15 protein-coding genes are annotated in these 16,191 nt (G+C 72.9%); 10 read left to right on the top strand and 5 right to left on the bottom strand.

Features of this window, described 5'->3' with window-relative positions:
• Window positions 1-24: 24 nt before the first annotated feature.
• Both D7231_RS14430 and D7231_RS14435 read left to right on the top strand, forming a co-directional pair.
• A complete protein-coding gene (locus D7231_RS14430) occupies window positions 25-1,905 on the top strand; it encodes an asparagine synthase-related protein (RefSeq protein WP_158673752.1) in 1,881 nt (626 codons plus the stop codon).
• On the top strand, window positions 1,902-2,327 hold the full coding sequence (locus tag D7231_RS14435) for a lasso peptide biosynthesis B2 protein (RefSeq protein WP_120756043.1): 426 nt from the start codon (window positions 1,902-1,904) through the stop codon (window positions 2,325-2,327). The genes D7231_RS14430 and D7231_RS14435 overlap by 4 nt, the downstream gene beginning before the upstream one ends.
• 90 nt (window positions 2,328-2,417) lie before the next feature.
• On the opposite strand, the gene D7231_RS36485 is transcribed toward D7231_RS14435, so the two are convergent.
• On the bottom strand, window positions 2,418-2,780 hold the full coding sequence (locus D7231_RS36485; protein ID WP_158673753.1) for a hypothetical protein: 363 nt from the start codon (window positions 2,778-2,780) through the stop codon (window positions 2,418-2,420).
• Between the two features lie 403 nt (window positions 2,781-3,183).
• Here D7231_RS36485 and D7231_RS14445 point away from each other — a divergent pair, with 403 nt between their 5' ends.
• Both D7231_RS14445 and D7231_RS14450 read left to right on the top strand, forming a co-directional pair.
• Window positions 3,184-4,071 carry a nitroreductase/quinone reductase family protein gene (locus tag D7231_RS14445; protein ID WP_120755817.1) on the top strand — a complete coding sequence of 296 codons (888 nt, stop codon included), beginning with the start codon at window positions 3,184-3,186 and terminating at the stop codon, window positions 4,069-4,071.
• 86 nt (window positions 4,072-4,157) lie between these two features.
• Window positions 4,158-4,775 carry a nucleoside deaminase gene (locus tag D7231_RS14450; protein WP_147449722.1) on the top strand — a complete coding sequence of 206 codons (618 nt, stop codon included), beginning with the start codon at window positions 4,158-4,160 and terminating at the stop codon, window positions 4,773-4,775.
• 18 nt (window positions 4,776-4,793) lie between these two features.
• Here D7231_RS14450 and hemE read toward each other — a convergent pair whose 3' ends face one another.
• Complete coding sequence (gene hemE, locus D7231_RS14455; RefSeq protein ID WP_120755819.1) at window positions 4,794-5,858, bottom strand: uroporphyrinogen decarboxylase; 1,065 nt, start codon at window positions 5,856-5,858, stop codon at window positions 4,794-4,796.
• Between the two features lie 90 nt (window positions 5,859-5,948).
• Here hemE and D7231_RS14460 point away from each other — a divergent pair, with 90 nt between their 5' ends.
• The 5 genes from D7231_RS14460 (at window position 5,949) to D7231_RS14480 (ending at window position 13,235) form a co-directional block, all read left to right on the top strand.
• Window positions 5,949-6,665 (top strand): DUF3000 domain-containing protein, encoded by a 717-nt coding sequence (locus D7231_RS14460; RefSeq protein ID WP_120755820.1) that lies wholly within the window; start codon window positions 5,949-5,951, stop codon window positions 6,663-6,665.
• Window positions 6,666-7,369: 704 nt separating this feature from the next.
• Window positions 7,370-8,032, top strand: a complete 663-nt coding sequence (locus tag D7231_RS14465) for a response regulator transcription factor (protein WP_030369345.1) — start codon at window positions 7,370-7,372, stop codon at window positions 8,030-8,032.
• Between the two features lie 152 nt (window positions 8,033-8,184).
• Window positions 8,185-9,462 (top strand): HRDC domain-containing protein, encoded by a 1,278-nt coding sequence (locus tag D7231_RS14470; protein ID WP_120755821.1) that lies wholly within the window; start codon window positions 8,185-8,187, stop codon window positions 9,460-9,462.
• Between the two features lie 426 nt (window positions 9,463-9,888).
• On the top strand, window positions 9,889-11,109 hold the full coding sequence (locus D7231_RS14475; protein ID WP_120755822.1) for a thiolase family protein: 1,221 nt from the start codon (window positions 9,889-9,891) through the stop codon (window positions 11,107-11,109).
• A complete protein-coding gene (locus tag D7231_RS14480) occupies window positions 11,106-13,235 on the top strand; it encodes a 3-hydroxyacyl-CoA dehydrogenase NAD-binding domain-containing protein (protein WP_120755823.1) in 2,130 nt (709 codons plus the stop codon). The genes D7231_RS14475 and D7231_RS14480 overlap by 4 nt, the downstream gene beginning before the upstream one ends.
• A gap of 60 nt (window positions 13,236-13,295) precedes the next feature.
• On the opposite strand, the gene D7231_RS14485 is transcribed toward D7231_RS14480, so the two are convergent.
• A complete protein-coding gene (locus D7231_RS14485) occupies window positions 13,296-14,099 on the bottom strand; it encodes a helix-turn-helix domain-containing protein (RefSeq protein ID WP_422396710.1) in 804 nt (267 codons plus the stop codon).
• 195 nt (window positions 14,100-14,294) lie between these two features.
• On the opposite strand from D7231_RS14485, the gene D7231_RS14490 reads away from it, so the two are divergent.
• Window positions 14,295-14,483: a hypothetical protein gene (locus D7231_RS14490; protein WP_120755825.1), complete on the top strand. Its 189-nt coding sequence runs from the start codon at window positions 14,295-14,297 to the stop codon at window positions 14,481-14,483.
• A 3-nt stretch (window positions 14,484-14,486) separates the two neighbouring features.
• On the opposite strand, the gene D7231_RS14495 is transcribed toward D7231_RS14490, so the two are convergent.
• Together D7231_RS14495 and D7231_RS36490 are read right to left on the bottom strand one after the other, a co-directional pair.
• On the bottom strand, window positions 14,487-15,662 hold the full coding sequence (locus D7231_RS14495) for a hypothetical protein (RefSeq protein WP_120755826.1): 1,176 nt from the start codon (window positions 15,660-15,662) through the stop codon (window positions 14,487-14,489).
• Window positions 15,659-16,174: an SH3 domain-containing protein gene (locus D7231_RS36490; protein ID WP_158673754.1), complete on the bottom strand. Its 516-nt coding sequence runs from the start codon at window positions 16,172-16,174 to the stop codon at window positions 15,659-15,661. The genes D7231_RS14495 and D7231_RS36490 overlap by 4 nt, the downstream gene beginning before the upstream one ends.
• Between the last annotated feature and the right edge of the window lie 17 nt (window positions 16,175-16,191).

Below are 16,191 nucleotides of genomic sequence, written 5' to 3' on the forward strand. Positions count from 1 at the left end.
TGCGGTGCGCGCTGGTTCGCGGTGTTGCCCGACAGCGAAGCCGGCAGCACGGCGGCCGGGCTCCTGCGCCCCCTCGCCGCCCGGTCCGTCCAGCACGCCTCGGGACGGCCGTGGCTGCTGGGCCACTGGAGCGCGGACGAGGTCGTGGTCGGCGAGGCTGGCGGCGCGAGGCTGGCGGTGATCGGGCAGTGCCCGGTCACCGCCGGCCGGCTGAACCGGCTGGCCGCGGGGCTCGGCACGGGCGTGGCGTACCTGGACCGGATCGGCGCGATCCTGCCGGGAAGCTTCCACGCGGTGGCCGCGGCGGGCGGCAGGCTCCGGGTCCAGGGCAGCGCGTCGGGGCTCCGGAGGGTCTTCTACGCGCCGCTGGCGGGCACCGTGGTGGCGGCCGACCGGTCCGACGTCCTGGCCCGCCTGACCGGAAGCGGCCCGGACCGGCAGTGGCTCGCGGCCCGGCTGCTGGACCAGCCGGTGCCGCACCCGGCGGCCGACGCCCCGCCGTGGCAAGGAGTGCGGGCGGTGCCGCCGGGACGCTGCCTGCTGATCGAGGCCGACGGGCGCAGCCGTACCGCGCGCTGGTGGTATCCGCCCGAGCCGGAGCTGCCCCTGTCCCGGGGCGCCCCGCTCCTGCGCGACGCGCTGGCCACGGCGGTGGCGTTCCGGGTTGAGGCCGCGGGGGCTGCTGGGACTGCGGGGGCTGCGGGAACGTCGGGGACTGCGGGAACGACGGGGCCCGCCCCCGGCATCGGCTGCGATCTGTCCGGCGGCCTGGATTCGACGTCGCTGTGCTTCCTGGCCCACCGGCACCGGCCCGGCCTGACCGCGTTGACGTGCGCCGGAGCCGACGAGAGCGACGACGACGCGGCGTGGGCCGACCTCGCCGCCCGCGACCTGCCCGGCGCCCGGCGGCTCGTCGTGTCCGCCGGGCAGCGCCCTCCGCAGTTCGCGGACCTCCTGCGCTCCGCCGGCACGGACGAGCCGAACCCCGGCCTGCGCGGCCAGGCCCAAGTCCTCGCGCTCGCCGGGCTCCTGGCGGCCGAGGGCTGCCGCGTGCGGCTCAGCGGGCACGGCGGCGACGAGGTGGTGTGGGCCCGGGGCGCGTACCTCCACGACCTGGCGCGCAGCCACCCGCACACCTGCTGGCGGCACGCCCGCGCCCACCGGATCCTGCGCCGCTGGTCCGGCCGCTCCCTCATGGACATGCTGCTGGACCGCCGGGACTACGGCACGTGGCTCGGCGACCAGGCCGCGGCCCTCACCTCGCCGCCCGGCCGGGACGGCCCCGCCGGCTGGGGCCCGGACCTGCGCATGGCCCCGTGGGCCACGGCGGAAGCCGCCGAGGCGACCCGTGCCCTGCTCGGCGCGGCGGCGGAGGACGCCCGGCCGCTCGCGGGCTCGCGCGGCCGGCACGAGGCCGTCGCGCTGGCGCAGACCGCCGGCCGCTGCTCCCGCATCGACGGGCAGGTCGTCGCGGGCACCGGCCTGACCGCGGCCTACCCCTTCCTCGACGACCGCGTGCTGGAGACGTGCCTGGCCGTGCGCCTGCACGAGCGCACCACCCCCTGGCGCTACAAACCCCTGCTGACGGAAGCGATGCGCGGCATCGTCCCCGACGCCGTGCTGCGCCGCACGACCAAGGCGGACACGGGCCCGGAGGTCTCCGCGGGGTTCCGCCGCCACCGCGGTGAACTGCTCGCCCTGTGCGACGACCTGCTGCTCGCCCAGTACGGCCTGGCCGACGCCGCCCGGCTGCGGGCGGCCGTCGCCGAAGCGTGCGCCGAGGGCGTCGTACGCCCCGCGCTCGTGCAGACCCTCGCCACCGAGGCGTGGCTGCGTTCGGCGGCGGGCCGCACGGGCAGGGCGCGCGCCCCCGGCGTCGCGGGTCCGGGGACGGTGCGGGCGTGAGCGGCCCCGTCGTCCTCCCCCGGGAGCCGAAACCGCCGCTGCGCGAGCGGGCCGCGGCGCACGTGGCGATCGGCGCGGCCCGCCTGATCGCCCGCCTGCCGCCCCGTCACCTCCGCGCCCTGCTGGGCGCGTTGCGCACCGGGGCCGTCCCCGCGACGTACGACCAGGCGCTCGCCGCCCGCACCGCGGTCACCGGCACCAGCGCGCACTGCGCCGGCCCGTACTGCGTGCCCCGGTCCGTGGCCACGGCGCTGCTCTGCCGGCTGCGCGGCACGTGGCCCACGTGGTGCACCGGGGTCCGCACGGGCCCTTTCGCCGCGCACGCCTGGGTCGAGGCCGAGGGCCGGCCCGTGGGCGAGCCGGCCGGCTCGGGCTGCTTCAGCACCCTGCTCTCGGTCCCGCCGCGGGAGCGCGAGAGGTGATCGCGCGGACGGCAGTGCGCCCCGGGCGGGGATCCCGCCCGGGGCGCACCGGATCGCCTATCGGCGTCCTAGTCCAGCCTGTGCCCTAGGTCAGCGCCACTGCTTGATGCAGGCGCTGGGGACCCAGCCCCGGTGCCCGCCATAGCTCAGGATGACCCAGCTGTTGTCCTTCTTCCCGCAGAGGTTGTAGGACTGGCCGCTGATGCCGGTGCCGGTCGGGTCGCAGCCGCGGCCGGACTTGCCCTTGGGGAGCAGGCCGACGGCGGTGGCGCCCAGCTTCCGGTCCGTGCGGATCTTCACGCTCTCCAGCGCCGTCAGCGTGTCGTAGCTGCAAGACGCGGCGGCGGAGACGCGCGCGTCGGCCGCGGCAGCGACGCCGCCGCCGGTCAGGACGGCGCCGCCGGCGAGAACGGCGGCGGTGACGGCGGTGGCCGCCAACTTCCTTATGTGCATGATGGTTCCCCGTCGTGGTAGGTAACGGTGATCACCACGCTATCCAGGCATGTACATGACATGCAAAGCGGCGCGAGCCCGTGCGCGGACGATCTCCGGCGTTGACGTGCGCCGGACCGGCCGCTGTAATGGGCGGCGTGGCGCGTGGCGCCGGCCAAAGAGAAGTGGGCCGGCCGGCAGCCGGGCGACCACCCGTAGTGCAGGGGTCCGTCCCGTGAATTCACCCTCCGCAGGCTGAGCCTGACGCAGGCGAACGCTCTCGTACGCGTACGCCCGGCGCTCCGCGCGCCCTTTTCTTCCCCCTCTTCTTCCCTTCCTCCGCTTCACGCGGATCCTCATCTTCAGGAATTCGCACGCCGGTTGACGCGGCCGCGGTCCTGTATTTCCCGGAGAGCCCACACGCATGTCTTCCTTCAACCAATCCGTCATCGACGAGTTCCGTGCCAACGGCGGAAAGGTCGGCGGCCCGTTCGAGGGCGGCGATCTGCTCCTGCTGACCACCACGGGCGCGAAGTCCGGCGCGGAACACACCACGCCGCTCGGCTACGTGCGCCACGGCGAACTACTGCTGGTCGTCGGCTCCGACATGGGAGCGCCCCGGCACCCCGACTGGTACCGGAACCTGCTGGCCCACCCGCTCGTCCAGGTGGAGATCGGGGCCGAACGGTACGCGGCGGTGGCGGTGCCCGCCGAAGGGGCGCGGCGCGACCGGCTGTTCGCCCACGTGGTGAGCGCAGCGCCCGGGTACGGCGAGTACCAGGCGAACACCCCGCGCGTCCTGCCGGTCGTGGTCCTGGAGCGCACCGGCGACACCGAGGCGCCGCCCGTCCGGACGCTCGCCGACAAGGTCATGGAGGTGCACACCTGGCTGCGCGCGCAGCTGAAGCACGTACGCGCCGAGGTCGAAGCCCACTTCGCCGCCGCGCCGGGCGACGAGCGGCGGATGCCGGGGCTGGGGTTGCAGATCCGGCAGCACTGCCTGGCGTTCTGCCAGTCGCTGGAGTTCCACCACACGAGTGAGGACCAGCACCTGTTCCCGGCGATGGAGGCCCACCACCCGGAGCTCGGCGCCGCCTTCGAGCGGCTCCGGTCCGAGCACAGGACCGTGGCGCGGTTGCAGCAGGAGCTGGGAGCGCTGCTGGCGGACATCGCGGGCGCCGACCCCGTACGCTTCCGCGCCGAACTGGAGCGGATGACGCAGGAGCTGACGGCGCACCTCGCCTACGAGGAGGAGATCCTGCTCCCGCCGCTCGCCGGGATCCCCTTCCCGCCACAGGCGGCGAAGCCGTAGCGGCCGCGGTTTCCGGAGCGGCCGCCATTTCCGGAGCAGTCGCCATTCCGGCCCACCCGCCGTCACACGGCTGCTAGAAAACCCGGGTGACGACTCCCGACCCTGCGCGCCCTGCGCGCTCTCTTTCCCCCGCTTCGCGCCGCCGCTTCCTCTCGGGGGCGGTGGCCGCCGGCGGCGGTCTGCTCGCCGCGGCGCCCGGGGCCCGGGCCCTGGACCGCCCCCGTCCGCACGTGCGGACCGGCACCTGGCCTCCGGGCCTGGAGGCCGCGGCCCGCCGCGCCATGCCGGCCGCCGTCGACTACGCCCGCGCCGCCGGCCGGTGGCCCTACGGCGCGGTGCTCGTCGACGTCGCCGGCGGGCACGTCGTGACGGGCGCGAGCAACGACTCCGGCCACGACCCCACGGCGCACGCCGAGGTCGCCCTGCTGCGCAAGGCCGCCGCCGCGGGCCTGCACCTCCCGGACCACGCCGTGGTCACCACGGCCGAGCCGTGCGCGATGTGCGCGGGCGCGCTCCTGTGGAGCAAGGTGCGGGCCGTCGCCTACGGGACCTCCGTGGAGAAGCTCATCTCGTACGGGGTCCCGCAGATCGACATGTCCTTCGCCGAGATCGCCGGCAGGTCGCTCCTGCCGCGTCCCCCGGCGCTGGCCGGTGACGTCCGCTGCGACCTCACCGACCCCCTCTACCGCGGCCTGATGCGATAGCCGGCCTCGGCCGGCAGGTCAGCGGGCCGTGCGCTCGTGCACGTACTCCACGAGGCGCGTCAGCGCGTCCGGGTCCGTGTTCGGCATGACGCCGTGGCCCAGGTTGAAGACGTGGCCCTCCAGGCCGGACGCCGCGTCCAGCACCTCCTGGGCCTTCATCTCGACCGCGCTGCGGCCGGCGAAGAGCACGGCCGGGTCGAGGTTGCCCTGGAGGGCCTTGCCCGGGCCGACGCGGCGGACGGCCTCGTCCAGCGGGACGCGCCAGTCGACGCCGACGACGTCCGCGCCGGCCTCGCCCATGAGGCCGAGGAGCTCGCCCGTGCCGACGCCGAAGTGGATGCGGGGCACGCCGTGGTGGGCGACCGCGTCGAAGACCTTGGCGGAGGCCGGCATGACGAAGTTGCGGTACTCGGCCGGGGCGAGGGCGCCCGCCCACGAGTCGAAGAGCTGGACGGCGGAGACGCCGGCCCGGATCTGGACGTCCAGGAAGGCGGCCGTGATGCCGGCCAGGCGGTCCACGAGGTCGGCCCACAGCTCCGGGTCGCCGTACATCATGGCCTTGGTGTTCTCGTACGTGCGCGAGGGCCCGCCCTCGATGAGGTAGCTGGCCAGGGTGAACGGCGCGCCCGCGAAGCCGATCAGCGGGGTCGCGCCGAGCTCGCCGGTGAGCTGGCGGACGGCCTCGGTGACGTAGGGGACGTCGGAGGCGTCGAGCGGGCGCAGGCGCTCCAGGTCCGCGCGGGTACGGACCGGCTCGGCGACGACCGGGCCGACGCCCGGCTTGATGTCCAGGTCGATGCCGACGGCCTTGAGCGGCACCACGATGTCGCTGAAGAAGATCGCGGCGTCGACGTTGTGCCGGCGGACCGGCTGCAGAGTGATCTCGGTGACGAGGTCGGGCCGCATGCAGGAGTCGAGCATCGCGATGCCCTCGCGCACCTTGCGGTACTCGGGGAGCGAGCGGCCCGCCTGCCGCATGAACCAGACCGGAGTGTGGGGCACCGGCTCGCGCCGGCACGCCCTCAGGAACGCCGAGTCGTGTGCGGCGATACGGCCTGTCTGCTGCTGGCTGCGCTCACTCATGCCCCAAATCTTCGCACGGGCCGAACGAGTGACCCGCCCGTGTGGGTGTCCTACCCGGAACCGCGCTTCGTTCCGCCTAGTCTTCCGGGCATGGCTGCGGCGCAGGGACACCTCTCGGACGGTCCGGACGACGCGGATGGGGAGGGCTCCCCGTCCGTCTTCCGGCAGGCGGTCGCCGGGCTGCAAGGGGTGCGCCTGCGGCCGGAGATCGAGCTCGACGCGACGCCGCCGCCCCAGCGGCTCGCCCCCTTCTCGTACGCGCTGGAGGCCGCGGTCGTCGTCGACGACCAGGAGCTGGCCGACGGCCGGCTGATCCTGCTCCACGACCCCGCCGGGCACGAGGCCTGGGGCGGCACGTTCCGGCTCGTGACGCTGGTGCACGCGGACCTGGAGCCGGAGATGGCGGCGGACCCGCTGCTCCCCGAAGTCTGCTGGTCCTGGCTCACGGGCGCGCTGGAGGCACGGCGCGTGCCGTACGCGGCGCCGAGCGGGACGGTCACGCGGGCCGGGTCCCACTACTTCGGCGGCCTCTCCGACCGGGAGCCGTCGACGCGCATCGAGATCCGGGCCTCCTGGTCGCCGGTCCCGCCGGCGGCGGCCAAGCCCGTACGGGCGGTCCGGGGCGGGAAGGGGGGCGGCGGCCCGGCCGCGGAGCCGCCGGAGGAGGCGGGGGTGCCGGACACCGCGGCGCACCTCGCTGCGTGGTGCGACCTGCTGTGCCAGATCGCGGGCCTCCCCCCGGGCGGCGCCCCGGACGCGGGCGTGGTGACCCTCCCCCAGAGACGGGACCCCCAGGGCCGCCGGTAGCGCTGCGCGCGCTTTCGCCGTACGAGGGCGAGGCGAGTCCGGCACCGCCGGATACGTCCGCTGCGGCTGATCACCGCCGCGGCGGGCTTGAAGGGGCCGGGCCCCTTCACGGCCGGTACCGGCCGGTTCCAGCCGGTTCCAGCCGGTTCCAGCCGGTCAAGGATGCCCGCATCCTTGAATCCGCCGCGACGGCGCTCAGCCGAAGCGGCGCTGTCCGGCGGTGCCGTACGGGCTCAGGTGGGCCCGGCACCGCCGGATACGTCCGCTGTGGCTGAGCGCCGCCGCGGCGGGAATGAAGGGGCCGGGCCCCTTCACGGCCGAGCGCGGCCGGGACCGGCCGGTCAAGGACGCCCCGCGTCCTTGGAACCGCCCCCGCGGCGCTCAGCCGCACCGCCGCACCCCGGCGGCGCCGAACCCGCCCCGAGCCGTACGGCACCGCCGAGCCCCGCGCCGCGGAACGGTCACCCGGATGCCGTATCCATGACCGAATTCGCCCGCCCCCGGGCACCGTTTCGGTCGGCAACCTGATCGGTTGCCGACCGTTCGCATCCGAATTGCCCGAATTGTTACTCACCAATTCGTGATCATTCCCTAAAGCCGGGACGCTTCGGTGCCGAAGAGGCTTGTGACCCTTCCCATACGGATTACCCCGGCTTACCCCCAAAGCCGGACCCGTCCCCCCGCCACTCCCCCCTGGAGGCTTGGTGTCCGTTCTCCTCGAGCAACCTGCGAGCCTCGCCTACCGCCCCAATAAACCGACGGCCATGGTCGTCGTAGCCGACCCCCGTGTCCGCTCCACCGTCACCCGGCACCTGTGGGCGCTGGGCGTGCGAGACGTGATCGAGGCGTCGTCCATCGCGGAGGCCCGCCCCCGCGTCGGCAACCCGCGCGACATCTGCGTGGCCGACGTCCACCTCCCCGACGGCTCCGGGCTCACCCTCCTGTCCGAGACCCGCGCCGCGGGCTGGCCGAACGGCCTGGCCCTGTCCGCCGCCGACGACATCGGCGCCGTGCGCAACGCCCTCGCGGGCGGCGTGAAGGGCTACGTCGTCACCGGCACCCGCACCAACCTCGGCGTTCCGGGCCGCCCCGGCGCCGCCCCCATCGGCTCCGCGGCCGCTGCCCGGCTGCACCGCCGCCCGCCCGGCGCCCCCGGCCACCCCGGCGGCTACCGCGAGCTGTCCGGCCGCGAGGTCGAGGTGCTGCGGCTCGTCGCGGAGGGGCAGTCCAACAAGGCGATCGGCGTGTCGATGGGCCTGTCCGCCCTGACCGTCAAGAGCCACCTGGCCCGGATCGCCCGCAAGCTCGGCACCGGCGACCGCGCCGGCATGGTCGCCGTCGCACTGCGCACCGGCATCATCCACTGACGCCCGCGCCCCCGGCCGCACCGCACCACCACCCCCTCACCCTCCCCCTCATCCCCTCACCCACCCCCTCTCCCCCGCCGGCCCCACACGCCGCGCCCGTCGACGGGACGTTCCGTCGGCGGGCGCTTGCCATACACAGATACCCTTGACCGGTGACCGACGCCCAAGAAACCGCAGCAGACACACCACTGCGAACCACCGGGGGCGGCCCCCCGGACGACGTCGTTTCGGCGCCGATCCCCCTACTGGAGCCACGCGAAGGCATCCCGCCGGTCGTCGCTGACAACGATGCCCTCGCGGCGGTCGTCGCCGCGTTCGCCGCCGGCACCGGCCCCGTCGCCGTCGACGCCGAGCGCGCCTCCGGATACCGCTACGGCCAGCGCGCCTACCTCGTACAGCTGCGCCGCGAGGGCGCCGGCAGCGCGCTCATCGACCCGGTCGGCTGCCCCGACCTGTCCGCGCTCGGCGAAGCCATCGCCGACACCGAATGGGTGCTGCATGCAGCCACCCAGGACCTGCCGTGCCTGCGCGAGATAGGGATGACGCCGACGCGGCTGTTCGACACCGAGCTGGCCGGACGGCTCGCCGGGTTCGCACGGGTGGGTCTCGGAGCCATGGTGGAGAACGTCCTGGGGTACGCCCTGGAGAAGGGCCACTCCGCCGTCGACTGGTCGACCCGCCCCCTGCCCGACCCCTGGCTGCGCTACGCCGCCCTCGACGTGGAGCTCCTCGTCGACCTGCGCGACGCCCTGGAGGCGGAGCTGGAGCGGCAGGGCAAGCTGGAGTGGGCCCGCCAGGAGTTCGACGCCATCGCCTCCGCGCCGCCCGCCCCGCCCCGCAAGGACCCCTGGCGCCGCACGTCCGGGATGCACAAGGTGCGCAGGCGCCGCCAGATGGCGGTGGTGCGCGAGCTGTGGACCGCCCGTGACCAGGTGGCGCAGCGGCGCGACGTCTCGCCGGGCAAGGTGCTCGGTGACGCCGCGATCGTCGAGGCCGCGCTGAACCTGCCGCCGAACGCCCATGCGCTGGCGGCCCTGCCCGGCTTCGGGCACCGCATGAGCCGCAAGCAGCTGGAGCAGTGGCAGGCGGCGGTCGACCGCGCCCGCGCCCTGCCGGACGCCGAGCTGCCGCAGCCCGGCCAGCCGCTCACCGGCCCGCCGCCGCCGCGCGCCTGGGCCGACAAGGACCCGGCGGCCGCGGCCCGGCTCACGGCGGCCCGTACGGCCGTGTCCGCGCTCGCCGAGCGCCTCACGATGCCGCAGGAGAACCTGATCACGCCGGACACGGTGCGGCGGCTGTGCTGGGAGCCGCCGAAGGCGGCGACGCCGGAGTCGGTGGCGGAGGTCCTCTCCGCGCACGGCGCCCGCCCGTGGCAGATCGAACAGGTGACCCCGGTCCTGGTCGAGGCCCTGACGGAGGGCTCGGCCTGATTTCCGGTACGGGGCAGCCCCGGCATGCACGTGCGGGGCACGGCCGGTCCGGCACCGCCGGACCGGCCGGCTGCGGCTGATCACCGTCGCGGCGGGGGAGAGCCCCGGCCCGTCCTTTCACCGTTCCTCGGGGCCGCGCCCCCGGCCCGCCCGGGGCCGGGGGCGCGGCCCCGCGTCCTTCCCGCCGCAGCGGCGACCTGCCCCTCACCGGCCGGTCCGGCGGTGCCGCACTCGCCGCGGCCGCCGCACTCGGCGAACCCGCGGTAGGCGCCCCCGTACACGGAATGTGACCTTCGCCGCTCCCCGCCAGGGGACTGGGCAACATAGTTACCCGTAAGTAGCATGACCGTGAGCCCCGCGCCGTGGCGTAGCCCGTGTTTCCGGCATGCCCAAGCGCAGCGATCCCGCACATGGAGGAGAGCCAACGTGCCTCGTACCGCTAGGGACGTCGTATTCGTCGACGGCGTCCGCACCCCGTTCGGCAAGGCGGGCCCGAAGGGCATCTACCACGAGACCCGCGCCGACGACCTCGTCATCAAGTGCATCCGTGAGCTGCTGCGCCGCAACCCGAACCTGGACGCCGCCAAGATCGACGAGGTCGCCATCGCCGCGACCACGCAGATCGGCGACCAGGGCCTGACCCTGGGCCGCACGGCCGGCATGCTCGCGGGCCTGCCGCAGACCGTGCCCGGCATGTCCATCGACCGCATGTGCGCCGGCGCGATGACCGCCGTGACGACCGTCGCCGGCGGCGTCGCCTTCGGTGCGTACGACATCGCCCTCGCGGGCGGCGTCGAGCACATGGGCCGCCACCCGATGGGCGAGGGCGTGGACCCCAACCCGCGCTTCCTCTCGGAGCGGCTGGTCGACGACTCCGCCCTCGTCATGGGCATGACCGCGGAGAACCTGCACGACCGCTACCCGCAGCTCACCAAGGAGCGCGCGGACGCGTACGCGGTCCGCAGCCAGGAGAAGGCCGCCAAGGCGTACGCCGACGGCAAGATCCAGGCCGACCTCGTGCCGATCTCCGTGCGCCGCACCACGCCCGAGGGCGGGGAGCTGGGCTGGGGCCTGGTCACGGCCGACGAGCCGATGCGCCCGGGCACCACCATGGAGGGGCTGGCCAACCTCAAGACGCCGTTCCGCCCGCACGGCCGGGTCACCCCCGGCAACGCCTCCGGCCTCAACGACGGCGCCACCGCCTCGCTGATCGCCGCCGAGGACGTCGCGCGCGAGCTGGGCCTGCCGGTCCGGATGCGCCTCGTCTCGTACGCCTTCGTCGGTGTCGAGCCCGAGGTCATGGGCTACGGCCCGATCCCGGCGACGGAGAAGGCCCTGGCCAAGGCCGGCCTGACCATCGACGACATCGGCCTGTTCGAGCTGAACGAGGCGTACGCGGTGCAGGTGCTCGCGCTCCTGGACCACTACGGCATCGCCGACGACGACCCGCGCGTCAACCAGTACGGCGGCGCCATCGCCTTCGGCCACCCGCTGGCCTCGTCCGGCGTGCGCCTGATGACGCAGCTGGCGCGCCAGTTCGAGGAGCAGCCGCACGTCCGCTACGGCCTCACCTCGATGTGTGTCGGCCTCGGCATGGGCGGAACGGTCATCTGGGAGAACCCGCACTTCGACGGAGGCAACAAGTGAGCACCACCGCTGAACTTCTCAAGGGTGCGGCGGAGCTGTTCCCCGACGAGGTCGTGACGCAGGCGCACGTGCGCCACTTCGACCTCCCCTTCGGCGCCGGGCGCTTCGCGCTCATCACGCTGGACAACGGCCTTGACCACACCAAGCCGACCACCTTCGGCCCGCAGTCGCTCGCGAACCTGAACGCCGCGATCGACCAGGTCGAGAAGGAGGCCGCCGAGGGCTCCATCACCGGCATCGGCCTCACCGGCAAGCCGTTCATCTTCGCCGTCGGCGCCGACCTCAAGGGCGTCGAGCTGCTGAAGAAGCACGAGGACGCGCTCGCCATCGGCAAGGGCGGCCACGACGTCTTCAAGCGCCTGTCCTCCCTCGCCGTCCCGACGTTCGCGTACTACAACGGCGCGGCCATGGGCGGCGGCGTCGAGGCCGGTCTGCACTGCACCTACCGGACCGTCTCGCGGGCCATCCCGGCCTTCTCCCTGCCCGAGGTCTTCCTCGGCCTGGTCCCCGGCTGGGGCGGCTGCACCCTGCTGCCGAACCTCATCGGCGCCGACCGCGCGGTCTCGGTCATCATCGAGAACTCGCTCAACCAGAACCGCCAGCTCAAGGGCAAGCAGGTCTTCGAGCTCGGCATCGCCGACGCCCTCTTCGACGGCGCCGACTTCCTGGAGCAGTCACTGCTGTGGACCGCCCGCGTCCTCAAGGGCGACGTCCAGGTCGACCGCGCCGAGATCGACCGCGGCGAGGCCTGGGACCAGGCCGTCGAGCGCGGCCGCTTCATCGCCGACTCCAAGGTGCACGGCGCCGCCCCGGCCGCCTACCGCGCCCTGGAGATCATCTCCGCGGCGAAGAACGGCGACCTGCGCCAGGGCTTCGACGCCGAGGACCAGGCCCTCGCGGACCTGATCATGGGCGAGGAGCTGCGCAGCGGCATCTACTCCTTCAACCTGGTGCAGAAGCGCGCCAAGCGCCCGGCCGGTGCCCCCGACCGCTCGCTGGCCCGCCCCGTCACCAAGGTGGGCGTCGTCGGCGCCGGCCTGATGGCCTCCCAGCTCGCGCTGCTCTTCGCGCGCCGCCTGGAGGTCCAGGTCGTCCTCACCGACATCGACCAGGAGCGCATCGACAAGGGCGTCGGCTACGTCCACGGCGAGATCGACAAGCTCCTCGCCAAGGGCCGCATCGGCAACGACAAGGCCAACCGCCTCAAGGCCGCCGTCACCGGCTCCCTCGACAAGGCCGCCGGCTTCGGCGACGCGGACTTCGTCATCGAGGCCGTCTTCGAGGAGATGGGCGTCAAGCAGCAGGTCTTCGCCGAGGTCGAGGCGGTCGTCCCCGCCCACACCATCCTCGCCACGAACACCTCCTCGCTGTCCGTCAGCGAGATGGCGTCCAAGCTCAAGCACCCCGAGCGGGTCGTCGGCTTCCACTTCTTCAACCCCGTCGCGATCCTCCCGCTGCTGGAGATCGTCCGCGGTGAGAAGACGGACGACGCGTCGCTCGCCACGGCCTTCGCCGTCGCGAAGAAGCTGAAGAAGACCGCGGTCCTGGTGAAGGACGCCCCGGCGTTCGTCGTCAACCGCATCCTCACCCGCTTCATGGGCGAGATCCAGAACGTCATCGACGAGGGCACGCCCGTCGCCGTGGCGGAGAAGGCCGTCGAGCCGCTCGGCCTGCCGATGTCCCCGCTGGTGCTCCTGGAGCTCGTCGGCCCCGCGATCGGCCTCCACGTCTCCGAGACGCTGGCCGGCGCGTTCCCCGACCGCTTCAAGGTCTCCCCGAACCTCGCCGCGGTCGTCAAGGCCGGGAAGCGCGGCTTCTACGTCTACGACTCCGGCAAGCCGGAGCTGGACCCCGAGGTCGCCGCGCTGCTCGTCCAGGGCGACTCCGTCCTGACGGAGGAGCAGGTGCGCGCCCGCGTCCTGGAGGCGGTCGCGCAGGAGATCGGCCTCATGCTGGACGAGGGCGTCGTCGCCGAGGCCCAGGACATCGACCTGTGCCTGATCACCGGCGCGGGCTGGCCCTTCCACCTGGGCGGCATCACGCCGTACCTGGACCGCTCCGGCACCGCCGAGAAGGCCAACGGGAAGCGGTTCCTGCCGGTGGGTGTTGCTTCCGTTCCCGCGTAGCGGGACGTAAGCCTGAGGGCCGTACGGGGTTTCCCCGTACGGCCCTCGTTTGCGTTGCGGCTACGGTCGGCCCATTGGTGCCGGGTAAGCCAAGGGACCGTACTCATCGGGCAAGGTGTCCAGGACCGACTGAATGAATGCCGCCGATTCCGACGGCGACAAGGCGCAGGACCTCAGCAGATCGTAGGAACGCCGACGGGCAGTGGCCCTTTCGAGATCTTCCATCAGCGTCCCGCTGTCACTGCCCTCCTCCCAAGCCACTTGAGCACCGTCATCGAGGGTGAACAACGCCAGGGAGCCGCCCACCAGAGGATGACCTCCGTAGGCGAACGGCAGCACCTGCACCACGCCCGTGGAATTCAGCATGAAGTGGATCAGGCGGGTCAGTTGCGCCCGCATGACGGCGGGCCCGCCGAAGCCGCGGCGCAGAACCGCCTCATCGAGGATCGCGGAGTAGTCCGGCGGATTGTCACGCAGAAACACCCCCTGCCGGATCATCCGCCTGTTCACCATCTCCTCGATCGTGTCCTCCGTCGCACGCGGGTAATGCGCCTTGAAGAGGGCGCGGGCAAAGTCCGCGGTCTGTACGAGGCCCGGAACCACCTGGCATGTGTACTCGGCGATGACGCACGCCTGCGCTTCCAGCTCCATCCGCCTCTGGAGCTGATCCGGAAGGCTCTCATTCCGTGCGAGCTGGTACAGCTCACCGAAGATCCCGTCCGTGTCGAACGCGGCGTCCAGCAACGCCGGGAGCTCCGGCGGCGGCATCGAATCCGCCGTCTCCACCCGCGCAAGGTGGCTCTTGCTGAAGTTCACGATCTCGGCGAGCCGCTCCAGGCTCATACCGCCGCGATACGCGCGCATCTTCGCACCGAACAAATGCCGGGCGGACCGCGTAGGCGTCAGCGGGCGTGGTCGTGCAGGCACGTGTGCACCTCCCATCTCCCCTGCTTACACGGGAGACATCCAGTCCTGGTGGTCGGGTTTCCGCCTCGGCAACTCTAGTTCTCTGAACATGAGTTGCCCGCTACAACAAGCAAGACGAACCGGAGGCCGGACATGATGAACGCCCGTGCGAATGCCCACCCGTACGACGAAGAAGAGGGCAGCCGGACGGCGGCAACCGCCTCATGCCTCACCTGCGCCGTCCTCGTCATGAAGCGCGCCGCAGCCCTCCGGGAGAGCCCCACCGCGGTGGAGGAGGTCGAGCGCAAGCGCAGGGAACACGTCCGGAACGGGCACCGCTGAGGCTCAGCCCGCGCGGGTGCCCACGAGCTGGTAGTCAAGGCCGGACACGTTCATCGTGAGCGTGTACGACGGTGAACCGTTCGTACCGCTGGTGAACTTCCCGCTCAGCTTGTAGCTCCCGGACGTCCGGGAGTTACTGCCGGGCGTGGTGTCGGTAATGATGGTCCAGGGGTTGTAACCGGTTTCCTTGACCGTGCCGTCCTGCTGGAGCCAGGCATCCATCGGGCCGATCTTCATGTTGATCACGCTGGCCACGCCCGTGGACGCCGGCGTCCAGTTCACGGCGGTGAAATTCACGGTGATCTTCCCGGCATTGTCGGCGCCGGGCCCGCTCGGGTCGCTCACCTTCGTCACGGTGACATAGCACTGGGGCTTCGCACACGCCGCTCCGTTCGCGGTCCCGTTGTAGTCCCCGTTGATGTCGAAGGAGGCCGGCTGTGTAGCCGTGGGAGAGGACGGAGACGACGCCGGCGGCGAGGTGAAGTGGTTGTAGGCCCAGTAACCGCCTATCGCCACACCGGCGATGATCACAAGCCCCACGAGCACCCTGCCGAGCCGCGAGGCGCCCACGACTTCGGCTCCGGCGCCCGCGGCCGCGTCACTGCCCGCGATGACTTCTTCGCCCGCGGCGACAGGTGCGACCGGCGGAGGCTCCGGGGCCGCGCCGATGCCGCCCGGTACCTCGGCGGCCTCCGTGGCGGGAAAGCCTCCCGTGGGAACCTCCTGCCCCACGCCGCCGCCGGGCTTCCGTACCAACCCTTGGCGAGGAGGTTCCGCCGGAACGTCGGGGGCCAAGTCGGCACCGCCGGGTTCCGGTGCGGCCTGCGGCTCGGGAGGAACGACGTTGTCGCGCATCCTCCCGAACGCCCGGCGGAACATGTCCTCCTCGGCCGCTCTCTGCTGGAGCAACGAACGGCAGGCATCCGGCCCCCGCGACAGCGCTGCCCGCACCTGTTCGATCCTCTGCTGGAGCTCCGCCATGCCCTCCCGGAGGTGCTGGACCCAGACCTTTGTCTCTTCCGCGGTCATGCCGGAGTGGAAGCTGCCCTCCGCGAGCTGCGCCTCCTTATTCGCCAGGATCGCTCGTTTGGCAGCCAGCCCCTCCTCGTACCCCCTGATCAGATCCTGCGCCTTTTCCATCTGCATGAGGTCGTCGAAGCCCCGCGACAAGTCCTTCATGACTGCTCCTCGCGCCCCTCAGCGCGCCCCCGCCCGGCATCCGAGCGGCCCTCGGCCGACAGGTCCATCTGGCGCAGGCCGACGCCGTCGTAGCAGTGCCAGCCGCTCGCGAAGTCCCACATCCACGCTTCTTCGTCGCGCAGGACGAGCCCGGCGCGGAACGACCGGCTGCGGAAGGATCCGGCGTCGATCCGCCCGTCCTTCAAATCCTCAAGCAGTTGCGAACAGGTCGACAGCGCGCCCTGCAACTGCGCGATCAGCTCCATGGCGTCGGCATCGACGGACTCGTCGGGCGGGACCGCCTCCAGATGGCGACCGTCGGTCCAGCCGGGCGGGCCGCCGCGGGTCGTGAGGCGTACCCAGCCGTCGGGCCGTCGCTCGACGACCTGCACTTCCGTGCCGCCGGGGAGTTCGGCGACGGGCTGCTGCTCCGGATCCGGCAGGCTCCACAGATCCGCGCCCCACGCGGGGACCGTATGGGTGGCGACGAATTCGTCATTCGCGCTGGTCATGGCATGGACCCTTCCGA

It is taken from the genome of Streptomyces klenkii, assembly GCF_003626645.1.
GTDB classification, from domain to species: domain Bacteria; phylum Actinomycetota; class Actinomycetes; order Streptomycetales; family Streptomycetaceae; genus Streptomyces; species Streptomyces klenkii.

Bases quoted from the DNA above. Each gene is read 5' to 3' on its own strand.
- D7231_RS14485 (WP_422396710.1), bottom strand. From the start codon at position 14,099: ATGCGCGCGTATCGCGGCGGTATGAGCCTGGAGCGGCTCGCCGAGATC.
- D7231_RS14490 (WP_120755825.1), top strand. From the start codon at position 14,295: ATGATGAACGCCCGTGCGAATGCCCACCCGTACGACGAAGAAGAGGGC.
- D7231_RS14445 (WP_120755817.1), top strand. From the start codon at position 3,184: ATGTCTTCCTTCAACCAATCCGTCATCGACGAGTTCCGTGCCAACGGC.
- D7231_RS14495 (WP_120755826.1), bottom strand. From the start codon at position 15,662: ATGAAGGACTTGTCGCGGGGCTTCGACGACCTCATGCAGATGGAAAAG.
- hemE (WP_120755819.1), bottom strand. From the start codon at position 5,858: ATGAGTGAGCGCAGCCAGCAGCAGACAGGCCGTATCGCCGCACACGAC.
- D7231_RS36490 (WP_158673754.1), bottom strand. From the start codon at position 16,174: ATGACCAGCGCGAATGACGAATTCGTCGCCACCCATACGGTCCCCGCG.
- D7231_RS14460 (WP_120755820.1), top strand. From the start codon at position 5,949: ATGGCTGCGGCGCAGGGACACCTCTCGGACGGTCCGGACGACGCGGAT.
- D7231_RS36485 (WP_158673753.1), bottom strand. From the start codon at position 2,780: ATGCACATAAGGAAGTTGGCGGCCACCGCCGTCACCGCCGCCGTTCTC.